General features: G+C 58.6%; 13 protein-coding genes, 1 tRNA gene and 1 pseudogene. 12 read left to right on the top strand and 3 right to left on the bottom strand.

Annotated elements, in window-relative coordinates; translation table 11 throughout:
• The first annotated feature begins 269 nt into the window (after positions 1-269).
• From TRP66_RS07735 to TRP66_RS07710, 6 genes are all read left to right on the top strand, one after another.
• The gene (locus TRP66_RS07735; RefSeq protein ID WP_333400908.1) at positions 270-1,043 is read left to right on the top strand and encodes an ABC transporter ATP-binding protein; all 774 of its coding nucleotides are present in this window, start codon (positions 270-272) and stop codon (positions 1,041-1,043) included.
• A gap of 14 nt (positions 1,044-1,057) precedes the next feature.
• On the top strand, positions 1,058-1,807 hold the full coding sequence (locus TRP66_RS07730; RefSeq protein WP_333400907.1) for an ABC transporter substrate-binding protein: 750 nt from the start codon (positions 1,058-1,060) through the stop codon (positions 1,805-1,807).
• Between the two features lie 75 nt (positions 1,808-1,882).
• Positions 1,883-2,578 (top strand): ABC transporter permease, encoded by a 696-nt coding sequence (locus tag TRP66_RS07725; RefSeq protein ID WP_333400905.1) that lies wholly within the window; start codon positions 1,883-1,885, stop codon positions 2,576-2,578.
• Positions 2,575-3,264 carry an ABC transporter permease gene (locus TRP66_RS07720; protein ID WP_333400904.1) on the top strand — a complete coding sequence of 230 codons (690 nt, stop codon included), beginning with the start codon at positions 2,575-2,577 and terminating at the stop codon, positions 3,262-3,264. The genes TRP66_RS07725 and TRP66_RS07720 overlap by 4 nt, the downstream gene beginning before the upstream one ends.
• A gap of 59 nt (positions 3,265-3,323) precedes the next feature.
• Positions 3,324-4,541 (top strand): methyltransferase, encoded by a 1,218-nt coding sequence (locus TRP66_RS07715; protein ID WP_333400903.1) that lies wholly within the window; start codon positions 3,324-3,326, stop codon positions 4,539-4,541.
• 222 nt (positions 4,542-4,763) lie between these two features.
• Complete coding sequence (locus tag TRP66_RS07710; protein ID WP_333400902.1) at positions 4,764-5,585, top strand: NYN domain-containing protein; 822 nt, start codon at positions 4,764-4,766, stop codon at positions 5,583-5,585.
• A 321-nt stretch (positions 5,586-5,906) separates the two neighbouring features.
• Here the strand turns inward: TRP66_RS07710 and TRP66_RS07705 are convergent, their stop codons facing one another.
• Complete coding sequence (locus TRP66_RS07705) at positions 5,907-6,224, bottom strand: DUF6124 family protein (protein ID WP_333400901.1); 318 nt, start codon at positions 6,222-6,224, stop codon at positions 5,907-5,909.
• A gap of 354 nt (positions 6,225-6,578) precedes the next feature.
• The gene (locus TRP66_RS07700; protein WP_333401329.1) at positions 6,579-7,505 is read right to left on the bottom strand and encodes a J domain-containing protein; all 927 of its coding nucleotides are present in this window, start codon (positions 7,503-7,505) and stop codon (positions 6,579-6,581) included.
• A gap of 756 nt (positions 7,506-8,261) precedes the next feature.
• Between TRP66_RS07700 and TRP66_RS07695 the strand changes: the two genes are divergently transcribed.
• The 6 genes and pseudogenes from TRP66_RS07695 to TRP66_RS07675 all read left to right on the top strand — a co-directional run bounded on the left by TRP66_RS07695 (position 8,262) and on the right by TRP66_RS07675 (position 14,154).
• Positions 8,262-8,337: transfer RNA gene (locus TRP66_RS07695), tRNA-Thr, on the top strand.
• Between the two features lie 172 nt (positions 8,338-8,509).
• Complete coding sequence (locus TRP66_RS07690) at positions 8,510-9,766, top strand: tyrosine-type recombinase/integrase (protein ID WP_333400900.1); 1,257 nt, start codon at positions 8,510-8,512, stop codon at positions 9,764-9,766.
• A 341-nt stretch (positions 9,767-10,107) separates the two neighbouring features.
• Positions 10,108-11,742 (top strand): annotated as a pseudogene (locus tag TRP66_RS07685) (hemagglutinin repeat-containing protein); the annotation flags it as partial.
• Positions 11,719-12,339, top strand: coding sequence for a DNA/RNA non-specific endonuclease (locus TRP66_RS23560; RefSeq protein WP_442965185.1), 621 nt, complete (start codon positions 11,719-11,721; stop codon positions 12,337-12,339). The pseudogene TRP66_RS07685 and the gene TRP66_RS23560, both read left to right, overlap by 24 nt.
• Positions 12,336-12,662 carry a hypothetical protein gene (locus tag TRP66_RS07680; RefSeq protein WP_333400898.1) on the top strand — a complete coding sequence of 109 codons (327 nt, stop codon included), beginning with the start codon at positions 12,336-12,338 and terminating at the stop codon, positions 12,660-12,662. Before TRP66_RS23560 ends, TRP66_RS07680 begins: the two co-directional genes overlap by 4 nt.
• Positions 12,663-12,816: 154 nt before the next feature.
• Positions 12,817-14,154, top strand: coding sequence for a hypothetical protein (locus TRP66_RS07675; protein WP_333400897.1), 1,338 nt, complete (start codon positions 12,817-12,819; stop codon positions 14,152-14,154).
• Positions 14,155-14,533: 379 nt separating this feature from the next.
• Here TRP66_RS07675 and TRP66_RS07670 read toward each other — a convergent pair whose 3' ends face one another.
• Positions 14,534-14,674: a hypothetical protein gene (locus tag TRP66_RS07670; protein WP_333400896.1), complete on the bottom strand. Its 141-nt coding sequence runs from the start codon at positions 14,672-14,674 to the stop codon at positions 14,534-14,536.
• Between the last annotated feature and the right edge of the window lie 20 nt (positions 14,675-14,694).

Here is a 14,694-nt window from a genome sequence, read left to right as displayed (position 1 = left end):
AACGTCCACCCCGACCAAGGAAGCACTCTTATGGTGCGCAACATAGAGCGCCGCTTGGCAAAAGCCGCTTCCAACCGTCGGGCAAAGGTGGCAACATCGCGCCTTTTTCGCGCACAGCCGCCAGACAGGATCCATCGTTTCGGCATCTACCGCGTCTGTCGGCCTCATCCAGCCGCAACCTTGCGTCTACGCTTTGCGCCAGACACCTCTGGCGTCGCGCTACGCGGCGGCTGTTCGGAATGAGCGCTCGTTACCAATGAGGACCCCACATGGCTGAGGCCACGCCCGCCCTGGAAATCCGCGACCTGCACAAGCGCTACGGCGAGCTGGAGGTGCTCAAGGGCATCTCGCTGACCGCGCGCGACGGCGACGTCATCTCCATCCTGGGTTCATCCGGCTCCGGCAAATCGACACTGCTGCGCTGCATCAACCTGCTGGAAAACCCGCATCAGGGCCAGATTCTGGTCGCTGGCGAAGAGCTCAAGCTCAAGGCCGCGAAAAACGGCGAACTGGTGGCTGCCGACAACCGGCAGATCAACCGGATGCGTAGCGAAATCGGTTTCGTCTTCCAGAACTTCAATCTCTGGCCACACATGAGCGTGCTCGACAACATCATCGAGGCGCCGCGCCGCGTGCTCGGCCAGAGCAAGGCCGAAGCCATCGAGGTCGCCGAAGCGCTGCTGGCCAAGGTCGGCATCGCCGACAAGCGCCACGCCTACCCCAACCAGCTCTCCGGTGGGCAACAGCAACGCGCGGCCATCGCGCGAACTCTCGCAATGCAGCCTAAGGTTATCCTGTTCGACGAACCGACGTCGGCGCTCGACCCTGAGATGGTTCAGGAAGTGCTCAACGTCATTCGCGCGCTGGCCGACGAAGGTCGCACGATGCTGCTGGTGACTCACGAAATGAATTTCGCCCGGCAAGTGTCCAGCGAAATCGTCTTTTTGCATCAAGGATTGGTCGAAGAACAGGGCACACCCGAGCAAGTGTTCGATAACCCGCGGTCGGTAAGGTGCAAACAATTCATGTCGAGTAACCGTTAACGGAGCAACACCTCATGCAGACATACAAGAAGTTGCTGCTGGTTGCAGCTGCCACTCTGGCTTTGACCGGCAACGCTTTTGCCGAAACCCTGAAGATGGGCATCGAAGCGGCCTACCCGCCGTTCAACAACAAGGACGCGAGCGGTCAGGTCGTCGGTTTCGACTATGAAATCGGCAACGCCCTGTGCGCCAAGATGAAAGTGCAGTGCGAAGTGGTCACCTCCGACTGGGACGGCATCATCCCGGCCCTGAACGCCAAGAAGTTCGACTTCCTGATCTCGTCGCTGTCGATCACCGACGAACGCAAGCAGGCCGTGGACTTCACCGATCCGTACTACTCGAACAAGCTGCAATTCCTGGCACCCAAGGGCGGCGAGTTCAAGACCGACGTCGCTTCGCTCAAGGGCAAGATCATCGGTGCACAGCGTTCGACCCTCGCCAGCACCTGGCTGGAAGACAAGCTGGGCATGGATGTCGACGCCAAGCTGTATGACACCCAGGAAAACGCCTACCTCGATCTGGTATCCGGTCGCGTCGACGCCATCCTGGCCGACAAGTACGTGAGCTACGAGTGGCTGAAAAGCGACGCGGGCCAGGGCTTCGAATTTAAAGGCGAGCCTGTCGAAGAGAACGACAAGATCGGCATCGCCGTACGCAAAGGCGATCCGCTGCGTGAGAAGCTGAACGCCGCGCTGAAGGAAATCATCGCTGACGGCACCTACAAGAAGATCAACGACAAGTACTTCCCGTTCAGCATCCTCTGAACCGCCTGACCGCGCCGTCGTGCTTCCCCAAGGGGACGCGGCGGCGCCGTCCTCTGCAAAGCCTGCCTTTACCACATGAACATTGATCTACATGGATTCGGCCCGGCCCTCGCGGCTGGCGCGCTGATGACTGTCCAGCTCGCTCTTTCGGCCCTGTGCCTGGGACTGGTGCTAGGCCTGCTCGGCGCTCTCGCCAAGACTTCTCCGTACAAGCCGCTGCAATGGCTGGGCGGAACCTACTCGACCCTGGTGCGTGGCGTCCCTGAACTGCTCTGGGTGCTGCTGATCTATTTCGGCACCGTGAATGGCATGCGCGCGCTGGGCGAGATGTTCGGCGTCCAGGACCTGGCGCTGAACGCGTTCGCCGCCGGCGTCATCGCGCTGGGCCTGTGCTTCGGCGCCTATGCCACCGAAGTGTTTCGCGGCGCGATCCTCGCCATCCCCAAGGGGCATCGTGAAGCTGGCCTGGCGCTGGGCATGTCGCGCTCGCGCATCTTCATAAAGCTGATCCTGCCGCAGATGTGGCGCATCGCCCTGCCCGGCCTGGGCAACCTGTTCATGATCCTGATGAAGGACACCGCGCTGGTGTCGGTCATCGGCCTGGAAGAAATCATGCGCCACGCGCAGATCGCCGTGGGCTTCACCAAAGAAGCCTTCACCTTCTACATGGTCGCGGCGTTCATGTACCTGGGCCTGACCATCATCGCGATGACCGGCATGTACTTCCTGGAAAAACGTGCCGCTCGCGGCTTCATGAGGAGCGCGTCATGAACTGGGAAGTCATCATCAAATGGCTGCCGCGACTCGCCCAGGGTGCGACGCTGACCCTGGAGCTGGTGGCAATCGCCGTCATCGCCGGCCTGATCATCGCCATTCCGCTGGGCATCGCGCGCTCGTCGAAACATCTGCCGGTGCGCGCCCTGCCCTACGCCTACATCTTTTTCTTCCGCGGCACGCCGCTGCTGGTGCAGCTGTTCCTGGTCTACTACGGGCTGGCGCAGTTCGACGCCGTGCGCAAAAGCGCGCTCTGGCCTTACCTGCGCGATCCGTTCTGGTGTGCGGTCATCACCATGACGCTGCACACGGCGGCTTACATTGCCGAGATCCTGCGTGGCGCGATTCAGGCCGTGCCGGCCGGCGAAGTCGAGGCGGCGCGGGCACTGGGCATGTCGAAGTGGAAGGCGCTGTTCTACATCGTCCTGCCACGCGCGGCACGCATCGGCCTGCCTGCCTACAGCAACGAAGTGATCCTGATGCTCAAGGCCAGCGCATTGGCGAGCACCGTCACGCTGCTGGAACTCACCGGCATGGCGCGCACCATCATCGCCCGCACCTATCTGCCGGTGGAGATCTTCTTCGCGGCGGGCGTGTTCTATCTGGTCATGGCCTATGTGCTGGTTCAGGGCTTCCGCCTACTGGAACGCATCCTGCGCGTAGACGCCTGCCAGGGGCGCTGATATGAAGGGGCTGGCCCGCCATGCACGGCCAGCCCCTTCCTTGAACGATACGGCCCACTATGTCTTCCGATCCCTACCTGCAGAACGAAGCCCTGAGTGATCGATTTCGCGCGCTCGACCGGTTTCTGTCCGCGCATCAGGCCCTCTGGCGCCCCAAGCCGTTCACGCAACGCCGTCTGCCTTGGGAGGCCGACTTTCCTGAGCTGGCGACCTGGCTGCGCGGCCGCTCGCTGGAGCAGGCGGAGCTTGACCATAATCATCCGGAACGACTGAACGCACCCGCGCCCTTCCCACAGCTGGCCGCCGAAGCGACGATCCTCGCCCAGGTCGGCGCACTGCCCGCACAAGCCCTGCCCCCGGCCTCGTCGCGTATGAGCGTCGACGTGCCGGGACGCAAATGGCAACAGATCGAGGCAATGGCGCGTCACCTGACGTTCGACGACGCACCTTCCCACTGGCTCGACTGGTGCTCGGGCAAAGGCCATCTGGGTCGACGTCTGGCGCAGCAAGGACAGGCGCTGACTTGCCTGGAATACGACCCGGCGCTGGTCGAGGCAGGACAGTGCCTGAGCGAGCGCCTGCACATCTCCGCCACTCACCTACAGCAGGACGTTCTGGCCGACGATGCGGCGCTTCAGCTAAAAGCCGACCACACCCCGGTCGCGCTGCATGCCTGCGGCGACCTGCACGTCCGCCTGATGCAACTGGCCACCAAGACCGGTTGCCGGCACATGGCAATTGCGCCCTGCTGCTACAACCGGACCCACGCGGAGCTTTATCAGCCACTGTCGAACACAGGCCGTGAATCAACCCTGCAACTGTCGCGGGACGACCTCGGCCTGCCGCTGAGCGAAACCGTGACCGCCGGCGCCCGGGTCAGACGTCAACGTGACGCCTCCATGGCGCGCCGCCTGGGCTTCGATCTGCTGCAACGCGAACTGCGCGGCGTCGACGAATACCTGCCCACGCCTTCCCTGCCCGTCGCCTGGCTCGACAAGCCCTATGCCGATTACTGCCGTGAACTGGCGGACCTCAAACAACTGCCCGCCCCCGGCGCGCGCAACTGGGACGAACTGGAAGCCGCAGGCTGGGAACGTTTGGCCCAGGTGCGCAATCTGGAACTGGTCCGCAACCTGTTCCGCCGCCCGCTGGAGCTATGGCTAGTGCTGGATCGGGCGCTGTATGTTCGCGAGCAGGGATATCAGGTGCGGGTCGGGACGTTTTGCGAGAGTCGGCTGACGCCGCGGAACTTGTTGATGGTGGCGCAAAAGGGGTAGTCACTTCGATCACTGACTTCTCAGGCGCTTCAGTCTCATCTGAACGTAGATTCGGAGGTCGGTCACATTTGGCGACAGCAAAGCTGAGGCCTGTAGACCGAACCTCGTTGACATGCCTGTTCGTCTTGCTCAGAATTCGTCCCGCAGCCCAGTACAGCTCGCAGGCAATCTTTAGAACCTGCCCGGCGGTCCTGGGCTTTTTTTCGCCTCAAGGAAAGTGGCATGAAAAGGACAGCAGTACTGGTTGATGGCGGTTTTTTCTTCGAGCGGGTTCGTTTTTTCACGCGAAAATATTTTGGACGCGACCTGGTACTGTCTTCAGAGCATCTCAGCAAGATCGTGCACTGGCTTGTGAAGGCCCACATCGAGGACCCAGGGGCCCAGTCCAGAGAGCTCTATCGCGTGTATTACTACGACTGCCCGCCAAACGACAAGCAGGTCCGCTACCCGATTCCTCCAGTCGGCCACAGGACACCGGGCAGTATGAATTTCAAAGAGCACCCGCCCTACAAAGTAAGAGGCGAGCTTCATGATCGTCTGAAGCGAAGTCGCAAGACAGCCCTGCGTCTTGGCGAGTTGTCCAAAAGCGGCCGTTGGCGACTCAATGACCACACGCTCGATGATCTGCTCAAAGGCTTGAGAGCGTGGAACGACCTATCAAACGATGACTTTCATTTTGATATCGACCAGAAAGCAGTCGATATCAAGCTGGGCATGGATATCACTACGCTAGCGCTGAACAAGTTGGCCGATGTGATCGTACTGGTCGCCGGAGATTCAGACTTTGTTCCAGCCGCAAAACTGGCCAGGACCAACGGCATCGACTTCGTTCTAGACCCGCTATGGGCCAATACCGCTGCCAGCTTGAGCGAGCATGTCGATGGCGTTCGCTCATACGACATGGTTCGTATGATCAGCAAGGTAACTGGCAAAGAGGTTGTGGCTGCCCTTGCCTGGTGGCGTCACTCAGGCCAAGTGGAGCCTGACAGTCCCGAGAGCACCGAGCCTCCCGGCGAAAACGACGAGCCTGGTTTGGTCGATTGACAGACCTGACGCATCAGCCGTCAGCCATGTCGTAGATCGATGACCACGGTGCACAGCCTGTGGATAACTCTGTTGATGAAAATCCGGAACGTGTTGAAAACCCTTTGCGCGCCAGTTACTCAAGCCCCTGATTTTGTCTGACCAGCAAAGCTGAAAGCCTCTAAAAGCAAAGGCTTGCGCAAGATTGGCGTTTCGTCGGCTTCATTCCCTACAGTAGGGAACTATCTCCGAAGTTTTGTGCATAACGCTTGCGGTGCATAGCCTGGAACTGCACGAAACCAGTCACCGGATCAACATCTAAAGCCTCTGCCTCGCGGGTCGTCATGCGCTGGCGGGACGCTCGACGATCTCCAGCGAACGCTCCACCATCGCTTTTGCCATTTTCATCATGTGCAGAGTGGCGAAGGCGAGGTCGCGTTTCGAGCCACTCAGGTTATCCCCAAGTTCATAGGCAGTGGCGGCGGCGCAACGCAGGAAGTCCAGTGCATGGTTCAGAGTGGGTTGAAGATCGGTAGCGTCTTCGTCCTGAGAATGGGTTTCGGGAAGGTAGTGGGCCAGGGCGCGTCTGACGATGGATTCGTCGAGGACGGGTTTAGTAGCAGTTGAATCCAGGAATGTTTCAGCGGTAACACTGTTCACGTTTAGCTCTCTCCATGATGGGTACTGCCACCGAGTCGCGACTAAACGAGGGGTGGGTGGCAGCCGTACGCAGGTTAGTCGAACCGGGAGCTAAGAACCGGCGCACCCGAAGGTGCCCTACGCACAGCCGCCATTAATCACAAGCCAGAAGGGCTTGGGAAACAGCGGCGCGATACGCCTCAACTCGAACACGGGCGACTAAACCCGATCACTGAAAATCAGCGACCGGCGAAGACTAAAAGCGCGAATCGAGAGGCGCAAGCGGCTGCGGATTCTCTCGGAAATGTCTTTCAAAAGAAAGAGACGAAACCTGCAAATACGCCGAGTCAGAGCGGGTCTGGCGGCCCTTCCCGTTTAAAATTCGTCCTGGCGCAGCGTGGAAAACTGCACGTTGCGGTTCTGTAACTTGCGCAACGTCAGCTTGTACATCGTCGACTTCACCTGACTGCCCATCGGCGTCTCCTGCAACTGAATGCGGCTCGACGCGAAGGCGCAACCGGTGTTCAACATCTTGTACTTGAGCAAGTAAAGCCCGGCGTCCATCTTGCCAAAGGTAAAGACCGCGCCGGCGGGAATGAACGCATGCCGAAAAGTGTTCCGACCTACAGCGTCGGTCACCTTCGCGTACACCGCAGACTCGCCACCAGTATTGTCGACGGTGATCTGCGACCAGCCATTGTCCTTGCGCAACGGCATGCCCGACAGATACCCGGCTTTCTCCGGCCAGGGTGCGCCGAGGGGATCGAGCGCAGGCACTTCACAGTCGGGCTGCGCGGGGTCCACCAGCCGGACCGGATTGCCAGTGATCAGCTCGCGAGGTTCAGAAGGCTGCTTGACCCAGGTCTGCGCAACAGGAGCATGCGGCGTTGGAAAGTACGACTTGCTGGCATCAGGCTGATACCCCATCCACGCTCCGGCGGCGCAAAACACCGCGAAGACCGCAGCCCAGCGCAGTGCCTTGCGGCGCTTATGATTCGCCGGGGCTTTTCTGGGTGCATTTGTGGTTGTGCCTCTTGCCCCGGCGGACACTGGGGCGCTACTTGCCGTCTGGACCTGACGCCCTTGCTCCGCCAGCTGCGCGTCATAAGCCGCCCGCTTGCGAGGGTCGGCCAGTACATCGTGGGCAGCGTTCACCCTCCCCATCTCATCCGAGGCAGCGACGCTTGGGTTTCTATCCGGGTGAAGCTTTTGCGCCAGCTTGCGATAAGCCTTCTTGATCTCGTCAGGAGAAGCATCGCGAGCGACGTTCAACAGCCCGTAATGCGTGGGCGTTTTCTGCATTGCACCTGCTTTCAAGGCGGTCGGCCGTTTGCTCACCAACTGTATCGGCACGCAAAGGGCGAACTCCAGCAGATCGGCGGCAAAAGAAATGCCCGAGTCCTGAGACCCGGGCATTTCCCGATCCATCGACATCACGCCTACCGGCCGAAGCCAGACACGCTGTCGATTCAGTGAAGATGCCGCCACCGCCCCGTCGAACGGTCAATCGACGCCATCCCACCTGGGTGCAGAATATTTGCATTCCTTTTCAGTGAACCCCGGCCACCGCTTACGCACCCTCGGCACCCGGATACACTCCCTCGCGTCGTTCAGAGACATCCATGTCTACTGGCTGAAAAGTAACGACCCTCGCCGCTCATCCGTCGGCGCCGGCCGTTGAAACCAAGCCTAGGCAACGCACTCCGAGCCTGCAATTACCGGCAGAATGCCCATCCCGAACGCCACCGCCCGAACCTGCCTCACGACGCATGACCGCAAGCCGTTGATTGCTGAGACCTTGTCCAAAGTCCTGCCCTGCTTACTCCATCGTCCCGCGACCCGACCCGCAATATCCCGGCAGATATTGGCTGAATTCCTGGGCGTACGAAGCCAAATCCCAGCCGCTGCCAGGAAACGCCCTACCCTCGCGCACCCTCGATTCCTACCCAGCGCCGCCAGCGCCAATCGGGGCCGGACACCGCTGCTCGTTTTTTTCAACCGAATCAGACAGCTAGGCTTTACAAGCCCAACAGGCTCTGTATACTCAGCCGCCATTACGCCGGTATAGCTCAGTTGGTAGAGCAACTGACTTGTAATCAGTAGGTCCCGGGTTCGACTCCTGGTGCCGGCACCATACAAGGTTCCATAGAAGGCTTTCAAAATCTCTGGAACCCCCGAAAAACCCGCCTTCTGGCGGGTTTTTTCGTTTTGGCGTTCCATCGGTTTCCGTCAGAAACCGGTGGATTCCAACCGTTTTAAGGGTAGAGTTTGGGATACAGGTCCCTTCGATAAAAGGGAGTACCCTTATGTCGCGCACCACAGCTCCGCTCTCCGACGCAGCTTGCCGCTTGGCAAAACCTACAGACCGCGCCTACAAGCTTTTCGACGGCGATGGCCTCTACCTCCTAGTCCAACCCAATGGCCGCAAAGGCTGGCGGCTCCGTTACGTCAAACCTGACGGACGCGAAGGACTGACCTCGTTCGGCAACTACCCCGTCATTGGTCTCGCCGATGCGCGCCGCAAGCGCTTGGAAGTCAAGCGAATGCTGGCGGATGGCATTGATCCCATAGAGACCAAACACCGAGCTAAGGCGGAAGCCGTAATCAAAGGCAGAACCTTTGAAAGCGTTGCGCTCGACTGGCATACGGAAATGTCGGCCAAGTGGGCACCAGGCCATTCCAAGACAGTGATGAGCCGCCTCAAAACCCACGTATTCCCGCTGATCGGCGCACGCGCCATTATTGATCTCGACACCCATGACCTTATGCAGCCCTTGGAAGCGATCAAGAAGCGCGGAACGATAGACGTTGCTTTAAGGGTACAAAACTACCTGCAGAGCATCATGCGCGAGGCAAAGCGCCTCCGGCTTATCACTATAAACCCTGCTTACGACCTCGAAGGCTCGATCAAGGCCCCGCGGGTGGTGCATCGCCCCGCTCTACCCTTATCGCGACTGCCGGAACTGCAGGAGCGGATCGACACCTATAAAGGCCGGGCACTTACCCGTCTGACGGTGATGCTGTCGCTGCATGTGTTTGTACGATCCAGCGAGCTGCGTTTCGCCCGCTGGAGCGAGTTCGACCTCAAGCGCGGCACCTGGGAGATACCGGACACTCGACCCGCGTTGGAGGGAGTACCCTTTTCCACAAGGGGTACGAAGATGGCAGGGGATATCCATTTAGTACCCTTATCGCCCCAAGCAGTGGCGCTACTCGAAAAAATCCATGCACTCACAGGCAAATTCGCATTGGTCTTCGCAGGGGATGCCAAACCCTGGAAGCCCATGTCCGAAAATACCGTGAACAACGCGCTTCGGACGATGGGATACGACACCAAAACCGATATCTGCGGGCATGGATTTCGTTCGATGGCCTGCAGCGCACTGATCGAGTCAGGATTGTGGTCGGAGACAGCCATTGAACGGCAGATGAGCCACAAGGAGCGCAACAACGTCCGCGCCGCTTATATCCACAAGGCCGAGTTCATCGAGGAGCGCAGGCTGATCATGAACTGGTGGAGCCGGTACCCTAAGACCTTGAAGAAAATCTATAACAATGAATGAGTTATGCTGCAACAGCATCTAAATGCCATGCATTTCTACAGATCTAAATGGCTGCAAATGGCTGGCCTACTGGTAACGATCAGCGTCACAGGGTTGCAGGCTACCGGCGCGATGCAATGCAACCCGCCCCACACCTACGTTTTAGAAGTCCTGGTAGCGATTTCAAATCGTAATTATTTGAAATGGCACAACCGACTGGGCGGTTGTATCAGGATAGTTTTAGGGATAGAACTACATACATTAATTTTAAATTGCTAATGAATATAGATAGTTATGCTATTTTTCGACTCTTGGTGCCGCACCATACGCAGTACCAGAAAAGGCTCGCCGAAAGGCGGGCCTTTTTTGTTTGCGTGGGCGGCAACACCGATCTGGTCGGTGGCGTGATCGCCAGCAGCGACAAGGCCGTGCAGGACGGCAATAACCAGCTGGTTACCGCCAGCCTGACCAGCCGCGACATCAAGAACAAGGCGGAGTACGACGCCAGCTCGGTCGCCGTCGGAGGCGGCTGGCGTCAGGTCGGGAAGGACCAACAGGGCAACGCCCAGAGCGGCGGTTTGCAAACGCCGGGAACCGATCTGCCGAAAACCGAAGACAGCTATGGCGCGACGTTGCCGATTGCGATCAGCGCCAGTGACGATGCGAGTAGCGTGACGCGCAGCGGAGTCAGTGGCGGTGCCATCGTGATTACCGACCAGGCCGAGCAGCAGAAACGCACCGGCCAGACCGCCGAGCAGACCGTCGCAAGCCTGAACCGTGATGTATCCAGCGACCGCGACACCAGCGGCGCGCTCAAGCCTATCTTCGACGAAGAAGAGATTCGCGCCGGCTTCGAGATCGTTGGAGCGTTCGCCAATGAAGCAGGCACTTTGTTTGCGGACAAGGCCAAAGAAGTCGATGCCAAGCGTCGCGCCGCTGAGACGGCAGAGGGCAAGGCCGCCGATCCTGACGCCAAGCTGACCAATGCCGAGCGCCTGACCCTGATTGATGGCGCAAGGCAGTTGAAAGCCGAAGCAGATGACATAGCCGATAACTGGGGCGCGGGCGGCACCTACCGCCAGATCACTACCGCATTGGTAGCCGCCGCCAGCGGCAATATCAGCGGCACCAACGGCGCGTTCGTCCAAGGTCTGGTAGTCAATTACGTCCAGCAGCAAGGCGCCGGCTACCTCGGTGATCTGGTCGCCGAGGACAAACTCGTCGAGGGCACACCCCTGCACGCCGCCCTGCACGGTCTCGTAGCCTGCGCCGGTGCAGCGGCGAGCAGCCAGAACTGCGGCAGTGGCGCGGCGGGTGCAGCGGCATCAAGCGTGCTGACCGGCCTGTTCTCCGAAGCCAGCCCTGACGAAACCGAACAACAACGCGAAGCCAAACGCAACCTGATCGTGAGTCTGGTCACCGGTCTGGCAGCGAACAGCCCGCAACTCGACGCCACCACCGCCAACAGCGCCGCCGGCGCAGCTGTGGATAACAACTGGCTGGCGACTCAGCAGTTGGTTCAGCTGAAGAAAGAATACGAAGCAGCCGACGGCGTCATCGAGAAAGCCCAGGTGCTGGGCAAATGGGGCTACATCAGCAGCAAACAGGACGTACTGACCCAGTTCGGTCTTGGCAAAGGTCTGGTGCAGTCCGGCTGGAGCGATGTAGAAGGCATGGCCCAGTTCCTCGCTGATCCGATGGCGGGCCTGGAAGGTTTGAAGGCCCTGGTAACCGACGCCGCTGCCCAGAACCAGATGCTCGACGGGATGGCGACCAAGCTCAAGTCCCAGATCGACACCATGGCGAACGCGCTTGAACAAGGTGGCGACGAGAACGCCATCGCGCTTGGCGAGGAAATGGGCAATCTCATCTGGACCGTCGGCAGCTTTGCCACCGGCGTCGGCGGCGTCGCCAAGGGCGGCGTTGCGCTGGCCAAAGCCGGTATCAAGGTCGGGACGCAGCAGCTTGAAAAGATGTCTTATGCGGGTAAACTCGAGATCGCTGCGAAGGCCGAGGTGCCACCAAAACCTCCAGTCATCGACCCTGACAAACCGCCGGTTAATGAGCCGGACCTTGACCCGATAGATCCCGCGCCTACCTTGCGGACTGTCGAAGTATCGTCAGGCGGAAAAGGTGCGTGGACGAAGGAAATCAACAAGCCACAACCTAACACTATTTATAAGGTGGATGGTAACAAGACCTATCAAACAGACAGCCTTGGTCGAGTTGAACGAGTAGAGTCAGACCTCGTTTTGACCAAAAATGACCGAAACACTTATCAACAATGCGTGGCCGGAAAATGTGGAATCGCGGGCGATGAAGGTGGCCATTTGATCGCAAGCATCTTCAACGGTCCAGGCGAACGCTTGAATCTGCTACCGATGAATGGGAATTTGAACAAAGGTGAGTGGAAGATCATGGAGAATACTTGGGCGGCTGCGCTCAAAGAAGGTAAATCAGTCAGTGTAAAGATTGAACCCATTTATCTGGACTCTGGGGTTAGACCAGACGGGTTCAACGTTAGCTATTCAATCGGTGGCGATCGCCCAGTTATCGTTGACTTTGCGAATTCGCCGCAAGGAGTTAGACAATGACCGAACAAGATATCTATCAAAAAATCGGCCAACTTCTATATGAAGCCGGCCCTTCCTCAGCTAAAAAAATAATCACTCGTGCACGCCTTTTTGCAGAAGACGACGGGGGCAGCTATGAATTTGATTATTTAAATGATCAGGGGAAAGTTGAGTGGTTCCAGCCAGATGGCAAGGCAGTCAGAAATCTAACCATGCTACTGGTCGATTTAAGAAAGCTATACGTATCTAACGGGCTGTGCGAAAACGGGAAGGCTTGGTCGGCCTGCGAGATAACGCTTAATCTCGAACCCGTGCGCATAAGTATTGATTACATATATACGTGATAATATGAGGCTGTATCACACCCCCAGAGACAGGTTAGAAATCCTCGCCCATCCTGCATTCTTAACCTGTAATTAAATTTCACTCTATCTGTATCACCTGACGACCTGCAAGAAGTGAAGCGCGGGCGGCACCTACCACCAGATCACCACCGCATTGGTAGCCGCCAGCGGCTATATCAGCGGCACCAACGGCGCGTTCGTCCAAGGCCTGGTGGTCAATTACGCCCAGCAGCAAGGCGCCGGCTACCTCGATGATCCGGTCGCCGAGGGCAAACTCGTCGAGGGCACACCCCTGCATGCCGCCCTTCACGGTCTCGTAGCCTGCGCCGGTGCAGCGGCGAGCAGCCAGAGCTGCGGCAGTGGCGCCGCCGGTGCCGCGGCGTCGAGCGTGCTGACCGGCCTGTTCTCCGAAGCCAGCCCCGACGAAACCGAACAACAACGCGAAGCCAAGCGCAACCTGATCGTGAGTCTGGTCACCGGTCTGGCAGCGAACAGCCCGCAACTCGACGCCACCACCGCCAACAGCGCCGCCGGCGCGGCTGTGGATAACAACTGGCTGGCGACTCAGCAGTTGGTTCAGCTGAAGAAAGAATACGAAGAAGCCGATGGCGTCATCGAGAAAGCCCAGGTGCTGGGTAAATGGGGCTACATCAGCAGCAAACAGGACGTACTGACCCAGTTCGGTCTTGGCAAAGGTCTAGTGCAGTCCGGCTGGGGCGATGTTGAAGGCATGGCCCAGTTCCTCGCTGACCCGATGGCGGGCCTGGAAGGTTTGAAGGCCCTGGTAACCGACGCCGCTGCCCAGAACCAGATGCTCGACGGGATGGCGACCAAGCTCAAGTCCCAGATCGACACCATGGCGAACGCGCTTGAACAAGGCGGCGACGAGAACGCCATCGCGCTTGGCGAGGAAATGGGCAATCTCATCTGGACCGTCGGCAGTTTCGTTACGGGTGTCGGCGGCATTGCCAAGGGTGGCGTTGCACTGGCCAAGACCGGCATCAAGGTCGGGACGCAGCAGCTTGAAAAGATGTCTTATGCGGGTAAACTCGAGATCGCTGCGAAGGCGCAAGACGCCAAGCCCGCATTGCAGTGGACTAGTGGTGAAGGTGCTTATAGCGCTAAAACAGATGGTAGTTATGGGCCTGTAGCTACCACTGTAGATGGAAGACCGGTTGAAAACGCGGGGGGTTATAGTCTTGATCCAAAAGGGCTAGGTCAGACAGGCGGAGCCGTTACTTCGGGTACTACACTTGATCTGTTTTCAGCCACCCGAGGTAAAGATCTTTCGAAGCTAACCAATCAGCAGGTCGGTGACCTAGGTGAAGATATCTCCAAGGTCTTCTTACGTGACAACAACCACACTGACATCTTCGCTGTGCAGAACCGCAGTGGTAACGGTATCGACATTGTCAGCCGTACACCGGATGGCCGCCTCGCGTTCACTGAAGAAAAAACTTCGCGAACGGGGAATGTGGGAGATAGCTTATAGAAATTTCTTCAGCTAAAGCACAGAGAGAGCAATCGTGAACTGACCTTAATAAACGATAGGGGACAGACCACGACCTGTTTGACCCAGAGGCCCTATCGACCTGGAGAGTACTGGGTAAAACTGTTCAAGGCTCAAACCTTGAGAGGATGGCCTCGGGTCGAGCACCAAATGGGTATGAAGGGAGAGCACTGGTATGCTGTACCCAAGGTGTAAGCAGGAAATCCCTGTCAGCAACTTGAATTGGCGCGGTCTCCGCCTACTGATCCAGATAAGCTTTTTCCACGGTCGTTGATTAGATCCAAAGGCTGACGCGGTACCGGTGAAAACGCTGTTCAAAACTATCGGGCGCTATAAAGCAAGGCGCGGCGGTGCAGCGGCATCAGGCGTGCTGACCGGCCTGTTCTCCGAAGCCAGCCCCGACGAAACCGAACAACAACGCGAAGCCAAACGCAACCTGATCGTGAGTCTGGTCACCGGTCTGGCAGCGAGCAGCCCTTTCCACCACATCGACGCTGTCCAAGCGCCGGTGCGCATGCTGTA

It is taken from the genome of Pseudomonas sp. JDS28PS106, assembly GCF_036706555.1.
GTDB lineage: Bacteria > Pseudomonadota > Gammaproteobacteria > Pseudomonadales > Pseudomonadaceae > Aquipseudomonas.
This window is presented reverse-complemented; position numbering and strand designations above follow the sequence as displayed.

What these genes read in the sequence shown, in the direction of transcription:
- TRP66_RS07735 (WP_333400908.1), top strand. Translation starts at nt 270, where the DNA reads ATGGCTGAGGCCACGCCCGCCCTGGAAATCCGCGACCTGCACAAGCGC.
- TRP66_RS07730 (WP_333400907.1), top strand. Translation starts at nt 1,058, where the DNA reads ATGCAGACATACAAGAAGTTGCTGCTGGTTGCAGCTGCCACTCTGGCT.
- TRP66_RS07725 (WP_333400905.1), top strand. Translation starts at nt 1,883, where the DNA reads ATGAACATTGATCTACATGGATTCGGCCCGGCCCTCGCGGCTGGCGCG.
- TRP66_RS07720 (WP_333400904.1), top strand. Translation starts at nt 2,575, where the DNA reads ATGAACTGGGAAGTCATCATCAAATGGCTGCCGCGACTCGCCCAGGGT.
- TRP66_RS07715 (WP_333400903.1), top strand. Translation starts at nt 3,324, where the DNA reads ATGTCTTCCGATCCCTACCTGCAGAACGAAGCCCTGAGTGATCGATTT.
- TRP66_RS07710 (WP_333400902.1), top strand. Translation starts at nt 4,764, where the DNA reads ATGAAAAGGACAGCAGTACTGGTTGATGGCGGTTTTTTCTTCGAGCGG.
- TRP66_RS07700 (WP_333401329.1), bottom strand. Translation starts at nt 7,505, where the DNA reads ATGCAGAAAACGCCCACGCATTACGGGCTGTTGAACGTCGCTCGCGAT.
- TRP66_RS07690 (WP_333400900.1), top strand. Translation starts at nt 8,510, where the DNA reads ATGTCGCGCACCACAGCTCCGCTCTCCGACGCAGCTTGCCGCTTGGCA.
- TRP66_RS23560 (WP_442965185.1), top strand. Translation starts at nt 11,719, where the DNA reads ATGTCTTATGCGGGTAAACTCGAGATCGCTGCGAAGGCCGAGGTGCCA.
- TRP66_RS07680 (WP_333400898.1), top strand. Translation starts at nt 12,336, where the DNA reads ATGACCGAACAAGATATCTATCAAAAAATCGGCCAACTTCTATATGAA.